At 49.7% G+C, this 17,399-nt stretch carries 19 protein-coding genes; 6 read left to right on the top strand and 13 right to left on the bottom strand.

What is annotated here, in order from left to right:
- Positions 1 to 20: 20 nt before the first annotated feature.
- The 6 genes from citG to citC are packed head-to-tail and all read right to left on the bottom strand — an operon-like array spanning position 21 to position 5,246.
- Positions 21 to 899 (bottom strand): triphosphoribosyl-dephospho-CoA synthase CitG, encoded by an 879-nt coding sequence (gene citG / locus HGD79_RS08610; protein WP_000062457.1) that lies wholly within the window; start codon positions 897 to 899, stop codon positions 21 to 23.
- Positions 874 to 1,425: a citrate lyase holo-[acyl-carrier protein] synthase gene (gene citX / locus HGD79_RS08605; protein WP_000550422.1), complete on the bottom strand. Its 552-nt coding sequence runs from the start codon at positions 1,423 to 1,425 to the stop codon at positions 874 to 876. The genes citG and citX overlap by 26 nt, the downstream gene beginning before the upstream one ends.
- Positions 1,426 to 1,428: 3 nt before the next feature.
- Positions 1,429 to 2,961, bottom strand: coding sequence for a citrate lyase subunit alpha (gene citF / locus HGD79_RS08600; protein WP_000192245.1), 1,533 nt, complete (start codon positions 2,959 to 2,961; stop codon positions 1,429 to 1,431).
- A gap of 10 nt (positions 2,962 to 2,971) precedes the next feature.
- The gene (gene citE / locus HGD79_RS08595; RefSeq protein ID WP_000622357.1) at positions 2,972 to 3,880 is read right to left on the bottom strand and encodes a citrate (pro-3S)-lyase subunit beta; all 909 of its coding nucleotides are present in this window, start codon (positions 3,878 to 3,880) and stop codon (positions 2,972 to 2,974) included.
- On the bottom strand, positions 3,877 to 4,173 hold the full coding sequence (gene citD, locus HGD79_RS08590) for a citrate lyase acyl carrier protein (protein WP_168848361.1): 297 nt from the start codon (positions 4,171 to 4,173) through the stop codon (positions 3,877 to 3,879). Before citD ends, citE begins: the two co-directional genes overlap by 4 nt.
- A gap of 14 nt (positions 4,174 to 4,187) precedes the next feature.
- On the bottom strand, positions 4,188 to 5,246 hold the full coding sequence (gene citC / locus HGD79_RS08585; protein ID WP_000467705.1) for a [citrate (pro-3S)-lyase] ligase: 1,059 nt from the start codon (positions 5,244 to 5,246) through the stop codon (positions 4,188 to 4,190).
- Positions 5,247 to 5,625: 379 nt separating this feature from the next.
- On the opposite strand from citC, the gene dpiB reads away from it, so the two are divergent.
- Positions 5,626 to 7,284: a sensor histidine kinase DpiB gene (dpiB, locus tag HGD79_RS08580; RefSeq protein WP_000939766.1), complete on the top strand. Its 1,659-nt coding sequence runs from the start codon at positions 5,626 to 5,628 to the stop codon at positions 7,282 to 7,284.
- Positions 7,253 to 7,933 (top strand): two-component response regulator DpiA, encoded by a 681-nt coding sequence (dpiA, locus tag HGD79_RS08575; RefSeq protein ID WP_000126500.1) that lies wholly within the window; start codon positions 7,253 to 7,255, stop codon positions 7,931 to 7,933. The genes dpiB and dpiA overlap by 32 nt, the downstream gene beginning before the upstream one ends.
- Before the next feature lie 40 nt (positions 7,934 to 7,973).
- On the opposite strand, the gene dcuC is transcribed toward dpiA, so the two are convergent.
- A complete protein-coding gene (dcuC, locus tag HGD79_RS08570) occupies positions 7,974 to 9,359 on the bottom strand; it encodes an anaerobic C4-dicarboxylate transporter DcuC (RefSeq protein ID WP_000955063.1) in 1,386 nt (461 codons plus the stop codon).
- Positions 9,360 to 9,946: 587 nt separating this feature from the next.
- On the opposite strand from dcuC, the gene pagP reads away from it, so the two are divergent.
- Entirely contained in the window at positions 9,947 to 10,507 is a 561-nt protein-coding gene (pagP, locus tag HGD79_RS08565) for a lipid IV(A) palmitoyltransferase PagP (RefSeq protein WP_001103094.1), read from the top strand.
- A gap of 174 nt (positions 10,508 to 10,681) precedes the next feature.
- The gene (gene cspE, locus HGD79_RS08560; protein WP_000034825.1) at positions 10,682 to 10,891 is read left to right on the top strand and encodes a transcription antiterminator/RNA stability regulator CspE; all 210 of its coding nucleotides are present in this window, start codon (positions 10,682 to 10,684) and stop codon (positions 10,889 to 10,891) included.
- A gap of 54 nt (positions 10,892 to 10,945) precedes the next feature.
- Here the strand turns inward: cspE and crcB are convergent, their stop codons facing one another.
- A complete protein-coding gene (gene crcB / locus HGD79_RS08555) occupies positions 10,946 to 11,329 on the bottom strand; it encodes a fluoride efflux transporter CrcB (RefSeq protein ID WP_000939738.1) in 384 nt (127 codons plus the stop codon).
- A 92-nt stretch (positions 11,330 to 11,421) separates the two neighbouring features.
- On the opposite strand from crcB, the gene HGD79_RS08550 reads away from it, so the two are divergent.
- Together HGD79_RS08550 and tatE are read left to right on the top strand one after the other, a co-directional pair.
- Positions 11,422 to 12,210, top strand: a complete 789-nt coding sequence (locus tag HGD79_RS08550; RefSeq protein ID WP_000959109.1) for a deaminated glutathione amidase — start codon at positions 11,422 to 11,424, stop codon at positions 12,208 to 12,210.
- 128 nt (positions 12,211 to 12,338) lie between these two features.
- The gene (gene tatE / locus HGD79_RS08545; RefSeq protein ID WP_000503931.1) at positions 12,339 to 12,542 is read left to right on the top strand and encodes a twin-arginine translocase subunit TatE; all 204 of its coding nucleotides are present in this window, start codon (positions 12,339 to 12,341) and stop codon (positions 12,540 to 12,542) included.
- Positions 12,543 to 12,642: 100 nt separating this feature from the next.
- Here the strand turns inward: tatE and lipA are convergent, their stop codons facing one another.
- The 5 genes from lipA to dacA form a co-directional block, all read right to left on the bottom strand.
- Entirely contained in the window at positions 12,643 to 13,608 is a 966-nt protein-coding gene (gene lipA, locus HGD79_RS08540) for a lipoyl synthase (RefSeq protein ID WP_000042632.1), read from the bottom strand.
- Positions 13,609 to 13,816: 208 nt separating this feature from the next.
- On the bottom strand, positions 13,817 to 14,770 hold the full coding sequence (locus tag HGD79_RS08535; RefSeq protein ID WP_000378026.1) for a YbeF family transcriptional regulator: 954 nt from the start codon (positions 14,768 to 14,770) through the stop codon (positions 13,817 to 13,819).
- A 258-nt stretch (positions 14,771 to 15,028) separates the two neighbouring features.
- Entirely contained in the window at positions 15,029 to 15,670 is a 642-nt protein-coding gene (gene lipB, locus HGD79_RS08530; RefSeq protein ID WP_033561080.1) for a lipoyl(octanoyl) transferase LipB, read from the bottom strand.
- A gap of 100 nt (positions 15,671 to 15,770) precedes the next feature.
- Complete coding sequence (gene ybeD, locus HGD79_RS08525; protein WP_000850550.1) at positions 15,771 to 16,034, bottom strand: DUF493 family protein YbeD; 264 nt, start codon at positions 16,032 to 16,034, stop codon at positions 15,771 to 15,773.
- A gap of 110 nt (positions 16,035 to 16,144) precedes the next feature.
- Positions 16,145 to 17,356, bottom strand: a complete 1,212-nt coding sequence (gene dacA / locus HGD79_RS08520) for a D-alanyl-D-alanine carboxypeptidase DacA (protein WP_001092082.1) — start codon at positions 17,354 to 17,356, stop codon at positions 16,145 to 16,147.
- Positions 17,357 to 17,399 lie beyond the last annotated feature (43 nt).

Genomic DNA, 17,399 nt, shown 5'->3' with positions numbered 1-17,399 from the left:
TTTATCAAGTGCTTAAATAATTAAATCTGTGCTAAAAACCAGGTAAGGATCAGCAGGTCGGCACTGCCGCCTGGACTGAGATTTCGTTCGATACACTCCCTGTCGAACTGCCGGAGATAATCGAGATCGGCGGGGGTTCGAATGCCCCCTTTTTGCAATAATGTTTGCGCCTCGCGCTGTAGCCAGCGCAGGCCCCCCTCGCCACCGCGCGATGCAACGTTGGTATCGCCGTTGATCGCCATCAGTAGGAGCAAGGTATCGAGCAATGCCAGTTCAGGATCTAACCCCTGATCCAGCAGAGTGAGGTAATGCGGCAAGGCGTGATTGATCACCAGTGGATAACCCGCTTCGGCTTCACCGCGTGCGCCGGTAAGGCCAAGCTGTTGGTACAACCGTTGACCTGCCGTCAGTTGTGAATTATTGGTACGCAGTTCTCGATCGGTCAGGCCACGGCAGAAACTTGCCGCCGTAGAACAAACGGTTGTTGGCGTTACCGGTTGGTTGAGTTGAAGCAAACGACCAATTGCCGCACATAGCAGCCCTAAAGAAAAAATGCTGCCTTTATGCGTGTTTACGCCCGCAGTGGCGCGGAACATATCACCTTCGCAAGCCATACCAATTGGGCGTAATCCGTGGAGTACCGCTTCCGGTGCCATTTCTGCACTACAGGCACCAAATTCAATGAAACGGGGTAACCAGCCCTGAATCGCCAGCGCGCTGCGGTGGAAATCTTCCAGCGCCATATCTTTGTGCGCACCGCAGTTAATGCGATCCACGAGGCCTGGTTTCGGTGACAGATTGACTTCAGTCAGCATGGCGCGCCAGCCCAGCAGGGCGTACTCATCGATTAATGACGTCGCAAGCTTTGTGGTTTTAGTTGACGTTGCAGGCATCGACATCGTTCAGCAGTGCCTCCATGCGGTTGAGTAAATCGGTCAGTTGATGGGTTTTTCCACGCGCGCAGACGGCTGCGCTTTGCTCGCACAACAGGCAGCGGCGAGGCGGCAGTGAATAGTCGCGGCGGGAGAGAATTTCGCCTTCGGGCGTCAGGACATCGATATCCCATAACCGCCCGAGAGGATGACTATGTTCAAGCTCAATGGTGGCGAGCTTGAGGTCGCGAGCCGGGGCGGCAATGCTCAACATGCCCTCCGGCCCGCTGGCGGAAACCAGTGCAGCCTGCTCCTGAATTTGCCAGCCCTGTTTTGCGGCTAAGGCACGCAAGGCTGTCACGCCATGATTAAAAATTCGGCGTGTGACCTCGCTGTCTTTAATCGGCCCAGGCGCAACCACGGTAAAGGAGACCAGTGGAACAGGATGGCGCTTGAGCCAGACGTGTTGCCGTGCTTGCCTTTCATCCCGGCTGACGAGCAGCTCGGGAATTGACACCGCATGGTGGCTGGCGAGTTCAGGAAGCAGGTGCATGGCTTATTCCTTCACCTGATGCACAACATCGATCACCGAGCCATCGCGGTAACGCACAACGGCAACGACGCGGTCGGTGAATTCAATCGGCTGTGGTTCACCGGTCAGCAGACGCGCACGTTCGCGCAGCCACTCAATGGAAACCACTTTAATGCCCGCTTCCTGCAGACGTTCTGCCAGTTCCGGACGTGCCGGGTTAACTGCGATACCGTGGTCTGTGACCAGAATATCGACACTGGAGCCCGGGGTGATGCAGGTCAGCACGTTATCCACCAGAGTCGGAATACGACCGCGTACCAGCGGCGCGACGATGATGGAAAGCGCAGAGGCAATCGCGGTATCGCAGTGACCACCGGAAGCACCACGCAGTACGCCGTCAGAGCCGGTCAGCACGTTAACGTTGAACTGGGTGTCAATTTCCAGCGCGCTCAGTACCACCACGTCGAGACGATCAACCGATGCGCCTTTCGAACCCCAGTTAGCGTACTGGTTGGCGCTGATTTCGATGTGATTGGGGTTACGGGCCAGCGATTGCGCAGCATGGCTGTCAAAGCTCTGTACATCCAGCAGTTTGCGGATCAGACCTTTTTCGTGCAGATCAACCATCGTCGCGGTAATACCACCGAGGGCGAAGTCGGCGCGAATATCGCGGCTACGCATTTTGTCTTCCAGGAAACGGGTTACCGCCAGCGATGCGCCGCCGGTGCCGGTTTGCATGGAGAAACCTTCTTTGAAGTAGCCTGAGTTGACAATCACATCCGCAGCGCTACGGGCAATAAGCAGTTCGCGCGGGTTAGTGGTCATACGGGTCGCGCCAGCGCCGATTTTTGCAGCATCGCCAACGCGGTCAACTTTGACGATCAAATCAACCTGATCTTGCTCAATGCTTGCCGGATTATGCGGATAAGGCAGCAGTTCTTCGGTAAGCATCACGACCTGCTTTGCGTTGTCGGCATCAACCATTGCATAGCCGAGGGAGCCGCAGCAGGCTTTACCGGTGTAGCCGTTGGCATTACCGAATTCATCGCAGGACGGGACGCCGAGGAAAGCCACGTCGATATTCAGTTCGCCGCTCTGTACCAGATGCACGCGACCGCCGTGAGAGTGGATTTGCACCGGTTCTGCCAGCAGACCACGGGAGATCTCTTCCGCCAGTGGACCGCGCAGGCCGGAGGTATAAATGCGGGTAACCACGCCCTGGCGAATGTGTTCTACCAACGGCGCATGGCAATCACTCAGGGAGCTGGACGCCAGGGTCAGGTTTTTAAAGCCCATCTTCGCGATGACGTCCATCACCATATTGACGGTCAGGTCACCGCCACGGAAAGCGTGATGGAAGGAAACCGTCATGCCGTCCTGTAAACCAGAGCGACGAATCGCTTCTTCCAGGTTGGCGCACAGTTTGCGATCGCGCGCTTTTTCAGCCTGGTAGGTTTGCTTTGGCGAGTTCTGGAAAGCGGCAAGATCGCATTCAGCGCGACGATTCCAGGCCGCTACCCGTTCTTGTCGTTGAGATTGTTCAATTTTCTGCGTCATTTTGATTGCCTTATTCTTCGCGGATGCCGGAAAGTTCTGCACGAGAGAGCACCAGACGGGCGCGATCGATAACCGGACCGTCCACCATCTTGCCGTTCAGGGAAACCACGCCGAGGCCTTCGCGAGCGGCGGCTTCAGCGGCTTCTACGACGCGGCGGGCGTGATCCACTTCTTTCTGGGTTGGTGCGTAGAGGTTGTGCAACAGATCAATCTGACGCGGGTTGATCAGCGATTTGCCGTCAAAGCCCAGCTGTTTGATGTGGGCGGCTTCTTGCAGGAATCCGGCTTCGTTGTTAGCGTCGGAATAGACGGTATCGAACGCCTGAATACCCGCAGAGCGCGCGGCCTGCAAAATGGAACAGCGTGCGAACAGCAGTTCAGTTCCTTCCGGGGAGCGTTCTGTACGCAGGTTGCGCACATAGTCTTCTGCACCGAGGGCGATACCGATCAAACGCTCGGAAGCGTGAGCGATTTCCACTGCGCGGGTAATGCCCAGCGGAGATTCAATCGCCGCCAGCAGGCCGGTGCTGCCGGGTTCACGACCACAGGCTTTTTCGATACGCAGGATCTCTTTTTCAATATCCAGAACATCCTGAGCGGTATCGGTTTTCGGCAGACGCACAACGTCCGCACCACCGCGAACGACGGCTTCCAGGTCGTTAACACCCCATTCGGAATCCAGCGCGTTGACACGCACAATGGTTTCAATATCGCGATACAGCGGATGTTGCAGCGCGTGATAAACCATGCGGCGGGCGGTGTCTTTTTCACGTAATGCCACGGAGTCTTCGAGGTCAAACATCAGGGCATCAGCCGGGTAGATGAAGGAGTTGCTGACCATCGCGGCATTGGCACCAGGCACAAACAACATGCTGCGGCGGGTGCGAGTTTTACGTTGTTGCAGCGAAGCGGAAATCATTGGCAATCCTCCCATGGCAGAGCCGGGATACCGCTGGCGCGTGCCAGCAGGGCTTCCAGTCGTGCACGTAAAATGCAGTCCAGTGCGCCTTTGTCATCGACATTCAGCTGTACGCCGCGCACGTTGTAGCGGGCGAGAACGTCCAGAATGGTGGTGCGAATTGCATCGCCAAACTGTTTCTCAACGCTGCTACTGATTTGCAGGTCGATATCCTGCGTATCGAGTGGGGCGATGCGTATCATCACATCCCCAGACTCAAGGGTGCCTGCAACGGCGGGCTGGTTTATTTTCATTTTTCACCTGTTTCTCATGCGGGGGTCTTTTGACGAGCTGCCGCGTCCTGGCGGGAGTGCTCAAGCAGGTTCTGCAAATAATGCAGCGTGACTGCAGGGACCAGCGGCGCGATAGCCGTGAGATCGTTTTTCGCCAGCAGTTGACGTACCCGGGAAGCGGATATCGGCATCTCCTGGTAACGCAGCCGCTCAATTTCAACCAGTTCGATGGGCGGTGCGGAGATAGTCGGCGTTTCCAGCCAGTAGCGCATATCCTGGTTGTACTGGGCGGTAACGCGACAAAAGGGTTCAGTACCGACAAAGCGGTGAGTTACACCCAGCGCGGGAGCGAGGTACTGACGGAAAATCTTCAGATCAATTTCGGTGTAACAATGGTTAATGACGCTCTGTTCTTTAATGAAGTAGCAAGGGAACGTAGCGCGGGAGATGATGTATTCGGAGCCGCGATGCACAGTCAGGCGTGGAATATCGGCGGTGCCTTTTAACACCAGATCCAACCGGTCTTCATAGGGGAAGCGTGAAGAATCTTCTTTGACTAAAAACAGATGCAACCAGTCGCACTGTGCCGCAGCTTGTTGAATCAGATAACGGTGACCATTCGTGAAGGGATTGGCGTTCATCACAATGCAGCCAATCTTGTTCCCTGGATGACGAAATTTTTTCAGCGATTCGGCATAGCGTTTCAGTCGCGTGGCGCTGTTTTCCATCAGCACCATCACGCCGGGTACGCTGGTCAGCGTGGAAAAACCGCACTGGCGGAACAGCGCCTCGTATTCGGTTTTGGTATAAATAAACAGATGCGTGCTGTGCCGCTCATAGGCGAGGTTTATCAGTTCAGTGGCTAATGTCAGCGCCAGTCCTTCACCGCGAACGGATTCACTGATCGCAACGCATTTAATAATATTTCCGGCAATTCCACCGCACGCGATAAGCTTTTCATCGCGGGTTACGGTAATAAATACTTCGACTGTGGTGTCAACGCTCAAATCATTTTCATGCAGGAATTGGGCGATTTCCGCCATTTTTTTATTTTCTGAACGTTTTACGCGGGTGAAAATATCATTGCCGAACATAATAAATAGTATCCTGAAGGTGCATGTTGTTATCGATTTGCAACGAATGTTGTTCAATGTTGCAAACTGATAACCTTTTATTTTCACTTGGGAGAAAGGGGGGTGATCGAGGTATATCTTTTTCTCCTTTCGCTATACATCCTAAGGAGTATTTCTGCGTGAAATTTTGATTTATTTCACATAGAGTTAGTGGTTTTTTATTTATTTAATGGTTTTAAGTTTTTTAATTAATGTAATTACGAAATGACCTGCAGGTTTAAGTGATTTAATTGATTTAATGAATAAAATTTGCCACGATCATAATTAATATCTATGTATTTTGATTCAACATTTTAATTACATCCGTCAAAGAGGCTCGGGACAACCCGCAAGGAAAACAATGTTGCAGCTTAACGAGAATAAACAGTTTGCATTTTTCCAAAGACTGGCATTTCCGCTGCGTATCTTTTTGCTGATTCTGGTGTTCTCAATATTTGTCATTGCAGCCCTGGCGCAATATTTTACGGCCAGTTTTGAGGACTATTTAACGCTTCATGTACGCGACATGGCAATGAATCAGGCGAAAATTATTGCCTCCAATGACAGTGTCATCTCTGCGGTGAAAACGCGTGACTACAAACGGCTGGCGACCATCGCTAACAAATTACAAAGAGATACCGATTTTGATTATGTGGTGATTGGGGACCGGCACTCGATCCGCCTTTACCATCCTAATCCGGAGAAAATTGGTTATCCTATGCAGTTCACCAAACAGGGCGCGCTGGAGAAAGGGGAGAGCTACTTCATTACCGGGAAAGGGTCAATGGGGATGGCGATGCGCGCCAAAACGCCAATCTTTGATGACGATGGAAAAGTCATCGGCGTGGTGTCGATTGGCTACCTGGTGAGTAAAATCGATAGCTGGCGGGCTGAGTTTTTATTACCGATGGCAGGCGTGTTTGTCGTGCTGTTAGGGATTCTGATGTTGCTGTCGTGGTTCCTGGCAGCGCATATCCGTCGGCAAATGATGGGCATGGAGCCAAAGCAAATCGCACGCGTGGTCCGTCAGCAAGAGGCGCTGTTTAGTTCGGTTTATGAAGGGCTGATTGCGGTGGATCCGCATGGTTACATTACCGCCATCAATCGTAACGCAAGAAAGATGCTGGGGCTGAGCTCTCCCGGACGGCAATGGTTGGGTAAACCCATTGCTGAAGTGGTCAGGCCCGCCGATTTCTTTACCGAACAGATTGATGAAAAACGTCAGGATGTGGTGGCTAACTTTAACGGTCTGAGCGTTATTGCCAATCGGGAAGCTATTCGTTCAGGTGATGATTTGCTGGGGGCCATTATCAGCTTTCGTAGTAAAGACGAAATTTCCACCCTCAATGCGCAACTGACGCAAATAAAACAATACGTCGAGAGCCTTCGTACATTGCGACACGAGCATCTCAATTGGATGTCGACGCTCAATGGTCTGTTGCAGATGAAAGAGTATGATCGCGTGCTGGCGATGGTGCAGGGGGAGTCTCAGGCCCAGCAACAGCTTATTGACAGCCTGCGTGAGGCGTTTGCCGATCGCCAGGTGGCGGGGCTGCTTTTTGGTAAAGTGCAGCGCGCCCGGGAACTGGGGCTAAAAATGATCATTGTCCCCGGTAGCCAGCTTTCGCAACTGCCGCCAGGACTGGATAGCACCGAGTTTGCAGCCATTGTGGGCAATTTACTTGATAACGCCTTCGAAGCCAGCCTGCGTAGCGATGAAGGAAACAAGATCGTTGAATTATTCCTCAGCGATGAAGGCGATGATGTGGTGATTGAAGTCGCCGATCAGGGCTGCGGCGTTCCAGAGTCTCTACGAGACAAAATATTTGAGCAGGGGGTCAGTACGCGTGCTGACGAGCCCGGTGAACATGGCATTGGGTTGTACTTGATTGCCAGCTACGTAACGCGCTGCGGTGGTGTTATCACTCTCGAAGATAATGATCCCTGCGGTACCTTGTTTTCAATCTATATTCCGAAAGTGAAACCTAATGACAGCTCCATTAACCCTATTGATCGTTGAGGACGAAACGCCGCTGGCAGAGATGCATGCGGAATATATTCGTCACATTCCCGGATTCAGTCAGATATTACTGGCGGGAAACCTGGCGCAGGCCCGAATGATGATCGAGCGTTTTAAGCCGGGGCTAATCTTGCTCGATAACTATCTTCCTGACGGCAGAGGGATTAATTTATTGCATGAACTGGTGCAGGCGCATTATCCCGGCGACGTGGTGTTTACCACTGCAGCCAGCGATATGGAAACGGTGTCTGAAGCCGTACGTTGTGGTGTATTTGATTATCTCATTAAGCCCATTGCCTATGAACGGCTGGGGCAAACGCTAACCCGTTTCCGCCAGCGTAAACATATGCTGGAAAGTATTGATAGCGCCAGCCAGAAGCAAATTGATGAGATGTTTAATGCCTATGCTCGCGGTGAACCTAAAGACGAACTGCCGACCGGCATTGATCCCTTGACGCTAAACGCGGTGCGAAAACTGTTTAAAGAGCCTGGTGTGCAACATACGGCAGAAACGGTGGCGCAGGCACTGACCATCAGTCGCACCACTGCCAGGCGTTATCTTGAATATTGCGCCAGCCGCCATCTGATTATTGCTGAAATTGTTCACGGCAAAGTTGGCAGACCGCAACGCATATACCACAGTGGGTGACATGATAAAGCCGGAGGAAACTTGCCTCCGGCATTACTATTTACTTGCCTGTGACCGCTGCTGCCGTTCCTGGCACCATCAGCTCTGTAGCAACGATAACAATCACTAGCCCAACAAGCACCGGCACCGAGGTGCGTTTTACGACTTCAAATGGTGAGATTTTCGCCATCCCGGCAACCGCAACGACTACGCCAGAAACGGGTGATAGGGTACGACCCAGGTTTGACGCCTGCAGCATCGGGATAGTCAAATACGCCGGGTTAATGCCGGAAGAGTGCGCCAGTTTCGGGATCATCTCAACAAACGCATAAAACGGCGCATTGCCTGAACCGGTCGTGACTGCCGCCAGCATGGTCAGAATCACCAATACCAGCATCAGGATGATACTCGCCGAACCAAACGAGGTAGCGATAGAAATCAGACTTTGAATAAAGCCGATGGTGCTAAGCCCCTGAGCGAATACCCCAGCGGCAACCAGCAGCATCACCACGTTAGCAAACGCATCTGCCATCCCGCGATAAGCCACTTCCAGACCAGAGAAAACTTTCTGGGTATTAAAGCTGCGGAGGAACTCCAGAATGGAGGCAATCAGCATACAAATCACCAGAATAGTGATGATGTGTAATTGCGGACCCCATTTACCGTCAAAAATCAGTACACCGATGATCGGCGTGAACGGCAAAATGGCATAAAACGCAGGAGCAGTGGTGGTGATTTCACTGACATCTAACATTTCATGAGAGATGTGCTCTTTTTTATCCAGATAACGTTGCCAGAAGAAGTGGGCGATCGCCATGCCGATAATTGCAGCAATTGAGATAGGCAGCGTCGTTTTGAAGGCGAAGTCAATCAGCGACATTTCGGAAGCTTGCGCCGCCAGCACCACATCCCCTGAAGTCGGTGCGAGAATAATCGCCGCCGGGGAGGCACAAATGGCAGCAGCTGCGCCACGACTGATACCAACGTTTACCATCACCGGAAATAGGGTTGCCATCAGCAAAACACCCAGACCGGTTGCGGAAGAGACGGCCAGAGACATCAGACAGGCGACAAAATAGGCGGCAATCATCAGCAGGTAAGGGGAGTTAATATACTGCAATGGTTTTGACGCCAGCTTGACCACCATATCATTCGCGCCGATATGGGTCATGTAAGCGGCAAATCCACACAGCATCATAATCATCATGCCGAGGTCGCCGCCGCGGCTCATTAGTAATATTTTAACGTATTCAACGATATCCGTGGCGCTGTAGCCTGTTGAAGCCTGGCTGGACGGTAACACTTTGTGCCCCATAATGGCACTGATAATCAGCAATAACAGGCCACCGACAAATAACACACCAGTGGCGGAATACCCTTTAATGATGTAGCGAGCTACACCCACAATAACCACAACCCCAATAAGGAGTTCAATGAATGTCAGCATAATTTTTCCTGTCTCCAGGCCCCAAAGTAAATAATAAAAAATTCCTAAAGCTTAAGGAAAAAATATGCCCAATAAATTGTCGATGAATGCTGATTAAAATCAAGAAAAACTGCCATTAAGACATTGAAGTTGCTGTTTTTATACATAGATAACAAAACGCATATTTAGCGGTTGGCAATTATCACATAATAATGTGTGCAAATTGATGGTGGATTGATGCAAATTTGTTAATTGCAATGGTGTTAGCTGCGGCTGTGCGCTCAAAAAATAATCTAATATGAGCACAGGTTGACGATATATATTATATACTTCGTTAAGATGATTGTTGTATCTCGTTAAAAAATAAAATAATTTTTCCTTGATTGCATTTTGTCATCAAAAAAGACTTGGTTTTTCTTTTTTGACTATTCCCATCGCAGAAAACGACGCATCATCTTTAATCGATGCGCGGAAATATTTAACTTGAACAATCGGAAATAAATGAGCAGCTATTCAGATTATTCTTTATGTTGGGTCTATTAAGGTTATGTTAATTGTAGCTTTGCTATGCTAGAAGTAGATTTTTGATAAATGTTTTATGGTCACAAATGAACGTGAGTAAATATGTCGCTATCTTTTCCTTTGTTTTTATTCAGTTAATCAGCGTTGGTAAAGTTTTTGCTAACGCAGATGAGTGGATGACAACGTTTAGAGAAAATATTGCACAAACCTGGCAACAGCCTGAACATTATGATTTATATATTCCTGCCATCACCTGGCATGCACGTTTCGCTTACGACAAAGAAAAAACCGATCGCTATAACGAGCGACCGTGGGGTGGCGGTTTTGGCCTGTCGCGTTGGGATGAAAAAGGAAACTGGCATGGCCTGTATGCCATGGCATTTAAGGACTCGTGGAACAAATGGGAACCGATTGCCGGATACGGATGGGAAAGTACCTGGCGACCGCTGGCGGATGAAAATTTTCATTTAGGTCTGGGATTCACCGCTGGCGTAACGGCACGCGATAACTGGAATTACATCCCTCTCCCGGTTCTACTGCCATTGGCCTCCGTGGGTTATGGCCCAGTGACTTTTCAGATGACCTACATTCCGGGTACCTACAACAATGGCAATGTGTACTTTGCCTGGATGCGCTTTCAGTTTTGAGACAAATGAAGTTTTAGTAACTTCTTTAAAATCAATAGCTAAAATAAGTAACATCAAAAATAACGCGACTTTTATCACTTTTTAGTAAAGTTGCACTGGACAAAGCGTACCACAATTGGTGTACTGGTAACCGACACAGCATTTGTGTCTATTTTTCATGTAAAGGTAATTTTGATGTCTAAGATTAAAGGTAACGTTAAGTGGTTTAATGAGTCCAAAGGATTCGGTTTCATTACTCCGGAAGATGGCAGCAAAGACGTGTTCGTACACTTCTCTGCAATCCAGACTAATGGTTTTAAAACTCTTGCTGAAGGTCAGCGCGTAGAGTTCGAAATCACTAACGGTGCCAAAGGCCCTTCTGCTGCAAACGTAATCGCTCTGTAAGATACGTCAGCAAGAATTCAAAACCCGCTTAATCAGCGGGTTTTTTTTTGGTCTTTAGTGTGCGGTTGAGGCCGAAAACAGCCAGAAAGCCAGTGCTGTCATGGCAAAAGACCCCAGAAGGTTGACGAAAACGTTCAGTAACGCCCAGCCAAAGCGGCCCTCTTGTAACAAAAACACCACTTCTGCCGAAAATGTTGAGAAGGTTGTTAGACCGCCACAAAATCCGGTGGTGATTAATACTTTCCACACTGGATCAATGTTCGTCATCCTGCTGAACCAGGCGAATCCCATTCCTATGATGAATGCCCCAATCAGGTTTGCTGCCAGCGTCCCCAACGGAATCGCCTGATGCAGCGGGTTAAATCGCATACTTAACAGCCATCTCGCCACGCTTCCCGTACCACCGCCAATAAAAACTGCTAAAAGAAGTTGTAACACTGCAAAATCCTGCTATTTGATTTGTATGAGTGATAAGTGTAACGCCGAATAATCGTCGTTGGCGAATTTTACGACTCTGACAGGAGGTGGCAATGCTGGTTGCCGCAGGACAGTTTGCTGTTACATCTGTGTGGGAAAAGAACGCTGAGATTTGTGCCTCGTTGATGGCGCAGGCGGCGGAAAACGACGTATCGCTGTTCGTCCTGCCGGAAGCATTGCTGGCGCGCGATGATCATGATGCAGATCTATCGGTTAAATCAGCACAGCTGCTGGAAGGCGAATTCCTCGGACGTTTACGGCGAGAAAGTAAACGTAACATGATGACGACAATTCTGACGATTCATGTTCCTTCAACGCCGGGGCGCGCATGGAATATGCTGGTGGCGCTACAGGCAGGAAACATCGTCGCCCGTTATGCCAAATTGCATCTCTATGATGCATTTGCCATTCAGGAATCACGCCGTGTTGATGCTGGTAATGAAATCGCTCCGTTACTCGAGGTGGAGGGGATGAAGGTCGGTCTGATGACCTGTTATGACTTACGCTTTCCAGAGCTGGCGCTGGCACAGGCATTACAGGGAGCTGAAATCCTGGTACTTCCTGCCGCCTGGGTTCGCGGGCCGCTCAAAGAGCATCATTGGTCAACGTTGCTTGCCGCTCGTGCGCTGGATACCACCTGTTATATGGTGGCGGCGGGGGAGTGCGGGAACAAAAATATCGGTCAAAGCCGGATTATAGATCCCTTTGGCGTCACCATTGCGGCAGCGTCAGAAATGCCTGCACTCATTATGGCGGAAGTGACGCCCGAACGTGTGCGTCAGGTGCGCGCGCAACTGCCCGTCTTAAACAACCGTCGCTTTGCGCCGCCGCAATTATTATGATGTTTTTTTACTCGGCGCTTGATTCACCTTGTTACAGATTGCTATTGTGTGCGCGCGTCGAATGACCGTTAATATTCTCTGGTTTTTAAGGCGCGTTCTGTTGCCGGTTATATGTCAAGAAGGTATCTATGGGTGAGATTAGTATTACCAAACTGCTGGTAGTTGCGGCGCTGGTCGTTCTGCTGTTTGGGACTAAGAAGTTACGTACGCTGGGCGGAGACCTTGGAGCGGCCATTAAAGGGTTCAAGAAGGCGATGAATGATGACGATGCTGCGGCGAAAAAAGGCGCAGACGTTGATCTTCAGGCTGAAAAGCTCTCTCATAAAGAGTGACGTGGCGAGCAGGACGCTCCCTCAATATCTTGTTCGATACAAAAAACCCGCTTCAAAAAGCGGGTTTTTTATCAGACAGATGTAAGTAATTATTACAGGATTACTTAACTTCCATCCCTTTCGCCTGCAAATCGGCGTGGTAAGAAGAGCGGACAAACGGACCGCATGCAGCATGGGTAAAGCCCATCGCCAGCGCTTCGGCTTTCATTTCGTCGAACTCATCCGGGCTAACGTAACGTTGAACCGGCAGGTGATGGCGGCTTGGCTGCAAATATTGCCCCAGCGTTAACATCGTCACACCATGACGGCGCAGGTCGCGCATTACCTCAATAATTTCTTCATTGGTTTCACCCAGTCCCACCATCAGACCAGACTTGGTCGGGATTTCCGGATGCGCTTCTTTAAAGCGTTCCAGCAGCTTCAGCGACCAGTTGTAATCTGCACCAGGCCGTACCTGACGGTAAATACGCGGTACGTTTTCCAGGTTATGGTTGAACACATCTGGTGGCGTTGCAGTCAGAATATCCAGAGCACGATCCATACGACCACGGAAATCCGGCACCAGAGTTTCAATTTTGATTTGCGGGCTTTTTTCCCGAATGGCAGTAATGCAATCCGCAAAGTGCTGGGCACCGCCATCGCGCAGGTCATCACGGTCAACGGAGGTGATAACCACATAACGCAGCGCCATATCGGCAATGGTCTGCGCCAGTTTCACTGGTTCATTGGCATCAGGAGCTACCGGGCGACCGTGGGCAACATCACAGAACGGACAACGGCGGGTACAAATAGCGCCGAGGATCATAAACGTTGCTGTGCCGTGGTTGAAGCATTCCGCCAGGTTAGGGCAGGAGGCTTCCTCGCAGACAGAATGCAGGCCATTTTTGCGCATTGCGGCTTTGATGCCCTGGATACGTGTAGAGTCCGCTGGAAGCTTGATTTTCATCCATTCCGGCTTGCGCAGCAGGGCTTCGCGCTCTGTTGCCACGTTTTTAACCGGGATAAGGGCCATCTTATCGGCATCGCGGTATTTAACACCGCGTTCCATCACAATGGGTTTACTCATAGCGTGCGTGTTCCAGTTGCGAATTACGAAGGAAAGCGTTTCAATTCAATAGATTGTTGTAATTATCAACTATTTTTGAATTAACGACTGGCAGTATATCATTGAAACGGACCTGAAAGCAGCCAAAGCGGTCGCGAAAATGTAAAATTGTTGTTGGATTGTGCCATTTTATCGTTCTGCGCTGTGATCTGGCTGTAACAATACTTTTTCAAAATGCATTACGGATAACATCTATTACTCCGTGCAGGATGGGATCACGCAGGCTGAATTTGTTGTAGTGGATAGAGAAATCTATTTGCTCCTCATTTAAGGACGGAAAAGGCAGTTTTTCCAGCGGCCAGCAGCGGCTAAACAGGTTATAAAAACGGCTGGGAATAATCGCTAACATGTCACTGTTGGCAACCAGTGCAGCGATTGTCAAAATGTTGTAGCTGGTGAAATTGATTTGCCGGTCCGGAAACATTTCTTGAACTCTCTGCCGCAGACCGCTGAAATTTTGCTCTTCCGGTAACAGAAGTACATGCGCAGCGTTGTCGATAGTCTCTCTGTCATCTTCTAAAGAGAGTAGTGGATTTCCCTCGCGGCAAATTAACACCATATTGTCGGTGAACAGAACATGATGTTGCACCGTACGATTGGTGCAAAACATGTTATCGATGATGAGATCGGTTTGAAACTGACTGAGTTGGTTTTCCGCGTCGCTGATGGGCGGGTTGCGCAGTAAAAGCTGCGGATAGTGAGTTTTAATCGCCCGATAGATGACAGGAAGGACCAGGGCTCCGACCGAGGGAGTGGTCGCAATAGTTATCGTTCGTTGCTTATCATAGCTTCCTTCGATATCCAGCGCGCCAAGAATGGACTCAAGGCCCTGACTGATATACTCATGTAGATGCATCGCAAATGCGGTAGGAGTGACACCCTGGCCTTTGCGAATAAACAATGGGTCAGGGAATATAACGCGCAGTTTCTGAATAGACTGACTGATTGCCGAGGGGGTCAGATTAAGCACTTTCGCTGCATTAACGATCCCTTTATGTACATATACAGCTTCAAAAATAGTCAGAAGGTTAAGATCAATATTTCGTAAGGTTGTAAATATTTGTGGTTTACCTTCTGACGACTTTCTGCTTAAACAGGGTTCAATTTGATTATTACTATCCACGCACTTACTCCAATTTTATTCATGGAAAAATAATATTTAAAAAATTACAATAATCTTATGTCTAATTGGAACGGAACGCTTTTGCTCACCATAATCAACTATTTCAATAGGTTAATCAATGGGGTGAGTTGCGGAGCAAGGCGTGGCACCGCATTTCTGCAAGTGATAAAGAAAATATACAAACGCGAAGGAGATGTAAAGCATTAGCAGGTATTATGAGTAATGACCCAGTGTAAATTGGGCCATTGATGTATGGAATTAAGCGGTAATATATTCGAAGTCCGGATTGTTTAGTAGCGCTAAAATATTTTCCAGTAAACGTGGAGCAATATTATTAGTCGTCGCTTCGGGTTTCCATTGTGATATTTTAGCCATTTCCATTCCGGCATACCCACAAGGATTAATACGTAAAAATGGTGAAAGATCCATATTGACGTTTAATGCCAGACCGTGGAATGAACAACCGCGTCGAATTCGTAAACCCAGTGAGCAAATTTTCTTTTCCCCGACATAGACACCAGGCGCGTCAGCCCGAGGATGCGCTTCTATACCCAGTTCAGCCAGGGTATTCACCACTGTTTGCTCAAGCAAGGTCACCAGTTCACGCACACCGAGTTTACGGCGTTTCAGGTTAAGCAACACATACATCACCTGTTGTCCCGGCCCGTGATAAGTCACCTGCCCACCGCGATCGCTCTGGATCACCGGAATATCACCCGGCATTAAAATGTGCTCCGCTTTTCCTGTCTGACCTTGGGTGAATACCGGATAGTGCTCGACCAGCCAGATTTCATCAAGGGTACTATCATCGCGGGTATCGGTGAATTCATGCATAGCCTGGGAGATTGGCTCGTAAGGCTGAAGACCGAGCTGGCGGACAAGAATTTTATCCTGATACAAAACGGCATCTCCGTGGAGAATGAGTAAAAGTGGGGGAAAAGTATATCACAGCGAGGAGAGGGGAGTTACCCGACCAGGAGCCGGGTAACGGAGAAGCGAGTTACAGAACCATGCGGACAATATCGATTTTGCCCAGTTCTTCATACAGTGTTTCAACCTGCTCGATATGAGTGGCGTTGATAGTGATAGATACCGAGTGGTAGTTGCCTTTGCTGCTTGGTTTTACCGTTGGGGTGTAGTCACCTGGCGCATGGCGCTGTACCACTTCAACCACCTGATCAACCAGCTCAGGTAACGCCTGCCCCATAACTTTGTAAGTAAAAGGAGTAGGGAATTCAAGCAGTTCGTTAAGTTTGGTTTTCATGTCAGCTCCGGCGTAACGTAATTAAATAGCAACTCCCGCCAGAAGGCGGGAGTTTTTTTACTGATGCTTAGTATATGGGGACGGAAATTACACTTTCAAGTGTTCAATTTTTAACCAAACCAGTGATGGAACATTAATTTAATGTAATCAATGATTTTGCCGAAGAAGTTACCTTCCGGGATTTCTTGCAACACAACCAGCGGGCGTTGTTCGATCGTTTTGCCATCAAGCTGGAAGTTGATAGTTCCGACGACCTGATTCTTTTGCAGCGGCGCATGCAATTCACTGCTGTTCAGCACATAGCTGGCTTTCAGATCTTTCATGCGACCACGCGGAATGGTCAGGTACACGTCTTTATCAACCCCTAACGAAGCGCGATCAGAATCACCAAACCAAACCGGTTCAGAGGCGAACTCTTTACCTACTTTCAGTGGGTTAACGGTTTCGAAGAAACGGAAGCCCCAGGTTAGCAGTTTTTTACTTTCGGCTTCACGGCCTTTAAAAGTACGTCCGCCCATCACCGCAGAGATCAAGCGCATCTGGCCTTCAGTCGCAGAAGCAACAAGGTTGTAACCTGCTTTGTCAGTGTGTCCGGTTTTGATGCCGTCGACATTCAGGCTGTTATCCCATAACAGGCCGTTACGGTTCAGCTGGCGAATACCGTTAAACGTAAATTCTTTTTCTTTATAGATCGAGTATTCATTCGGTACGTCACGGATCAATGCCTGGCCGATCAGCGCCATATCTCGCGCGGAGCTGTACTGACCATCAGCATCCAGACCATGTACCGTCTGGAAGTGGGTATTTTTCAGGCCCAGTGCGTTAACGTAGCTGTTCATCAAGCCAACAAAAGCGTCCTGGCTACCAGCGGCAAAATCGGCCATGGCGACACAAGCATCGTTACCCGATTGCAGGTTAATACCGCGGATCAGCTGAGAAACCGGAACCTGCATGCCCGGTTTGAGGAACATCAGCGAAGAACCTTTAAACACCGGGTTACCGGTGGCCCATGCGTCGTTGCCGATAGTGACTAAATCAGTTTCTTTAAATTTACCGGCTTTCATTGCCTGGCCGATAACGTAACTGGTCATCATTTTGGTCAGGCTGGCAGGATCGCGGCGGACATCTGCGTTCTGTTCAGCGAGCACTTTGCCGGAGTTATAGTCAATCAGGATGTAGGACTCCGCATCGATCTGCGGTACACCCGGGATCATAGTTTTGATATTCAGGTCATCGGCATGTGCAGCAGAGATAAAGGCTGTGCAAAGAGCCGTGGTGAGCGCCAGGCGCTTCATGATACGAGCGGAAAAAATGGTATTCATGGTCTGAACTACGACATCCGTGATGGAATTAAAAAAGTGCCCT

The organism is Escherichia sp. SCLE84, assembly GCF_012584495.1.
Classification (GTDB): domain Bacteria; phylum Pseudomonadota; class Gammaproteobacteria; order Enterobacterales; family Enterobacteriaceae; genus ECMA0423.
Note: the sequence above shows the minus strand (reverse complement) of the source record. Positions and strands in the feature narration are given on the sequence as shown.

Bases quoted from the DNA above. Each gene is read 5' to 3' on its own strand.
- citG (WP_000062457.1), bottom strand. From the start codon at position 899: ATGTCGATGCCTGCAACGTCAACTAAAACCACAAAGCTTGCGACGTCA.
- citX (WP_000550422.1), bottom strand. From the start codon at position 1,425: ATGCACCTGCTTCCTGAACTCGCCAGCCACCATGCGGTGTCAATTCCC.
- citF (WP_000192245.1), bottom strand. From the start codon at position 2,961: ATGACGCAGAAAATTGAACAATCTCAACGACAAGAACGGGTAGCGGCC.
- citE (WP_000622357.1), bottom strand. From the start codon at position 3,880: ATGATTTCCGCTTCGCTGCAACAACGTAAAACTCGCACCCGCCGCAGC.
- citD (WP_168848361.1), bottom strand. From the start codon at position 4,173: ATGAAAATAAACCAGCCCGCCGTTGCAGGCACCCTTGAGTCTGGGGAT.
- citC (WP_000467705.1), bottom strand. From the start codon at position 5,246: ATGTTCGGCAATGATATTTTCACCCGCGTAAAACGTTCAGAAAATAAA.
- dpiB (WP_000939766.1), top strand. From the start codon at position 5,626: ATGTTGCAGCTTAACGAGAATAAACAGTTTGCATTTTTCCAAAGACTG.
- dpiA (WP_000126500.1), top strand. From the start codon at position 7,253: ATGACAGCTCCATTAACCCTATTGATCGTTGAGGACGAAACGCCGCTG.
- dcuC (WP_000955063.1), bottom strand. From the start codon at position 9,359: ATGCTGACATTCATTGAACTCCTTATTGGGGTTGTGGTTATTGTGGGT.
- pagP (WP_001103094.1), top strand. From the start codon at position 9,947: ATGAACGTGAGTAAATATGTCGCTATCTTTTCCTTTGTTTTTATTCAG.
- cspE (WP_000034825.1), top strand. From the start codon at position 10,682: ATGTCTAAGATTAAAGGTAACGTTAAGTGGTTTAATGAGTCCAAAGGA.
- HGD79_RS08550 (WP_000959109.1), top strand. From the start codon at position 11,422: ATGCTGGTTGCCGCAGGACAGTTTGCTGTTACATCTGTGTGGGAAAAG.
- tatE (WP_000503931.1), top strand. From the start codon at position 12,339: ATGGGTGAGATTAGTATTACCAAACTGCTGGTAGTTGCGGCGCTGGTC.
- lipA (WP_000042632.1), bottom strand. From the start codon at position 13,608: ATGAGTAAACCCATTGTGATGGAACGCGGTGTTAAATACCGCGATGCC.
- ybeD (WP_000850550.1), bottom strand. From the start codon at position 16,034: ATGAAAACCAAACTTAACGAACTGCTTGAATTCCCTACTCCTTTTACT.
- dacA (WP_001092082.1), bottom strand. From the start codon at position 17,356: ATGAATACCATTTTTTCCGCTCGTATCATGAAGCGCCTGGCGCTCACC.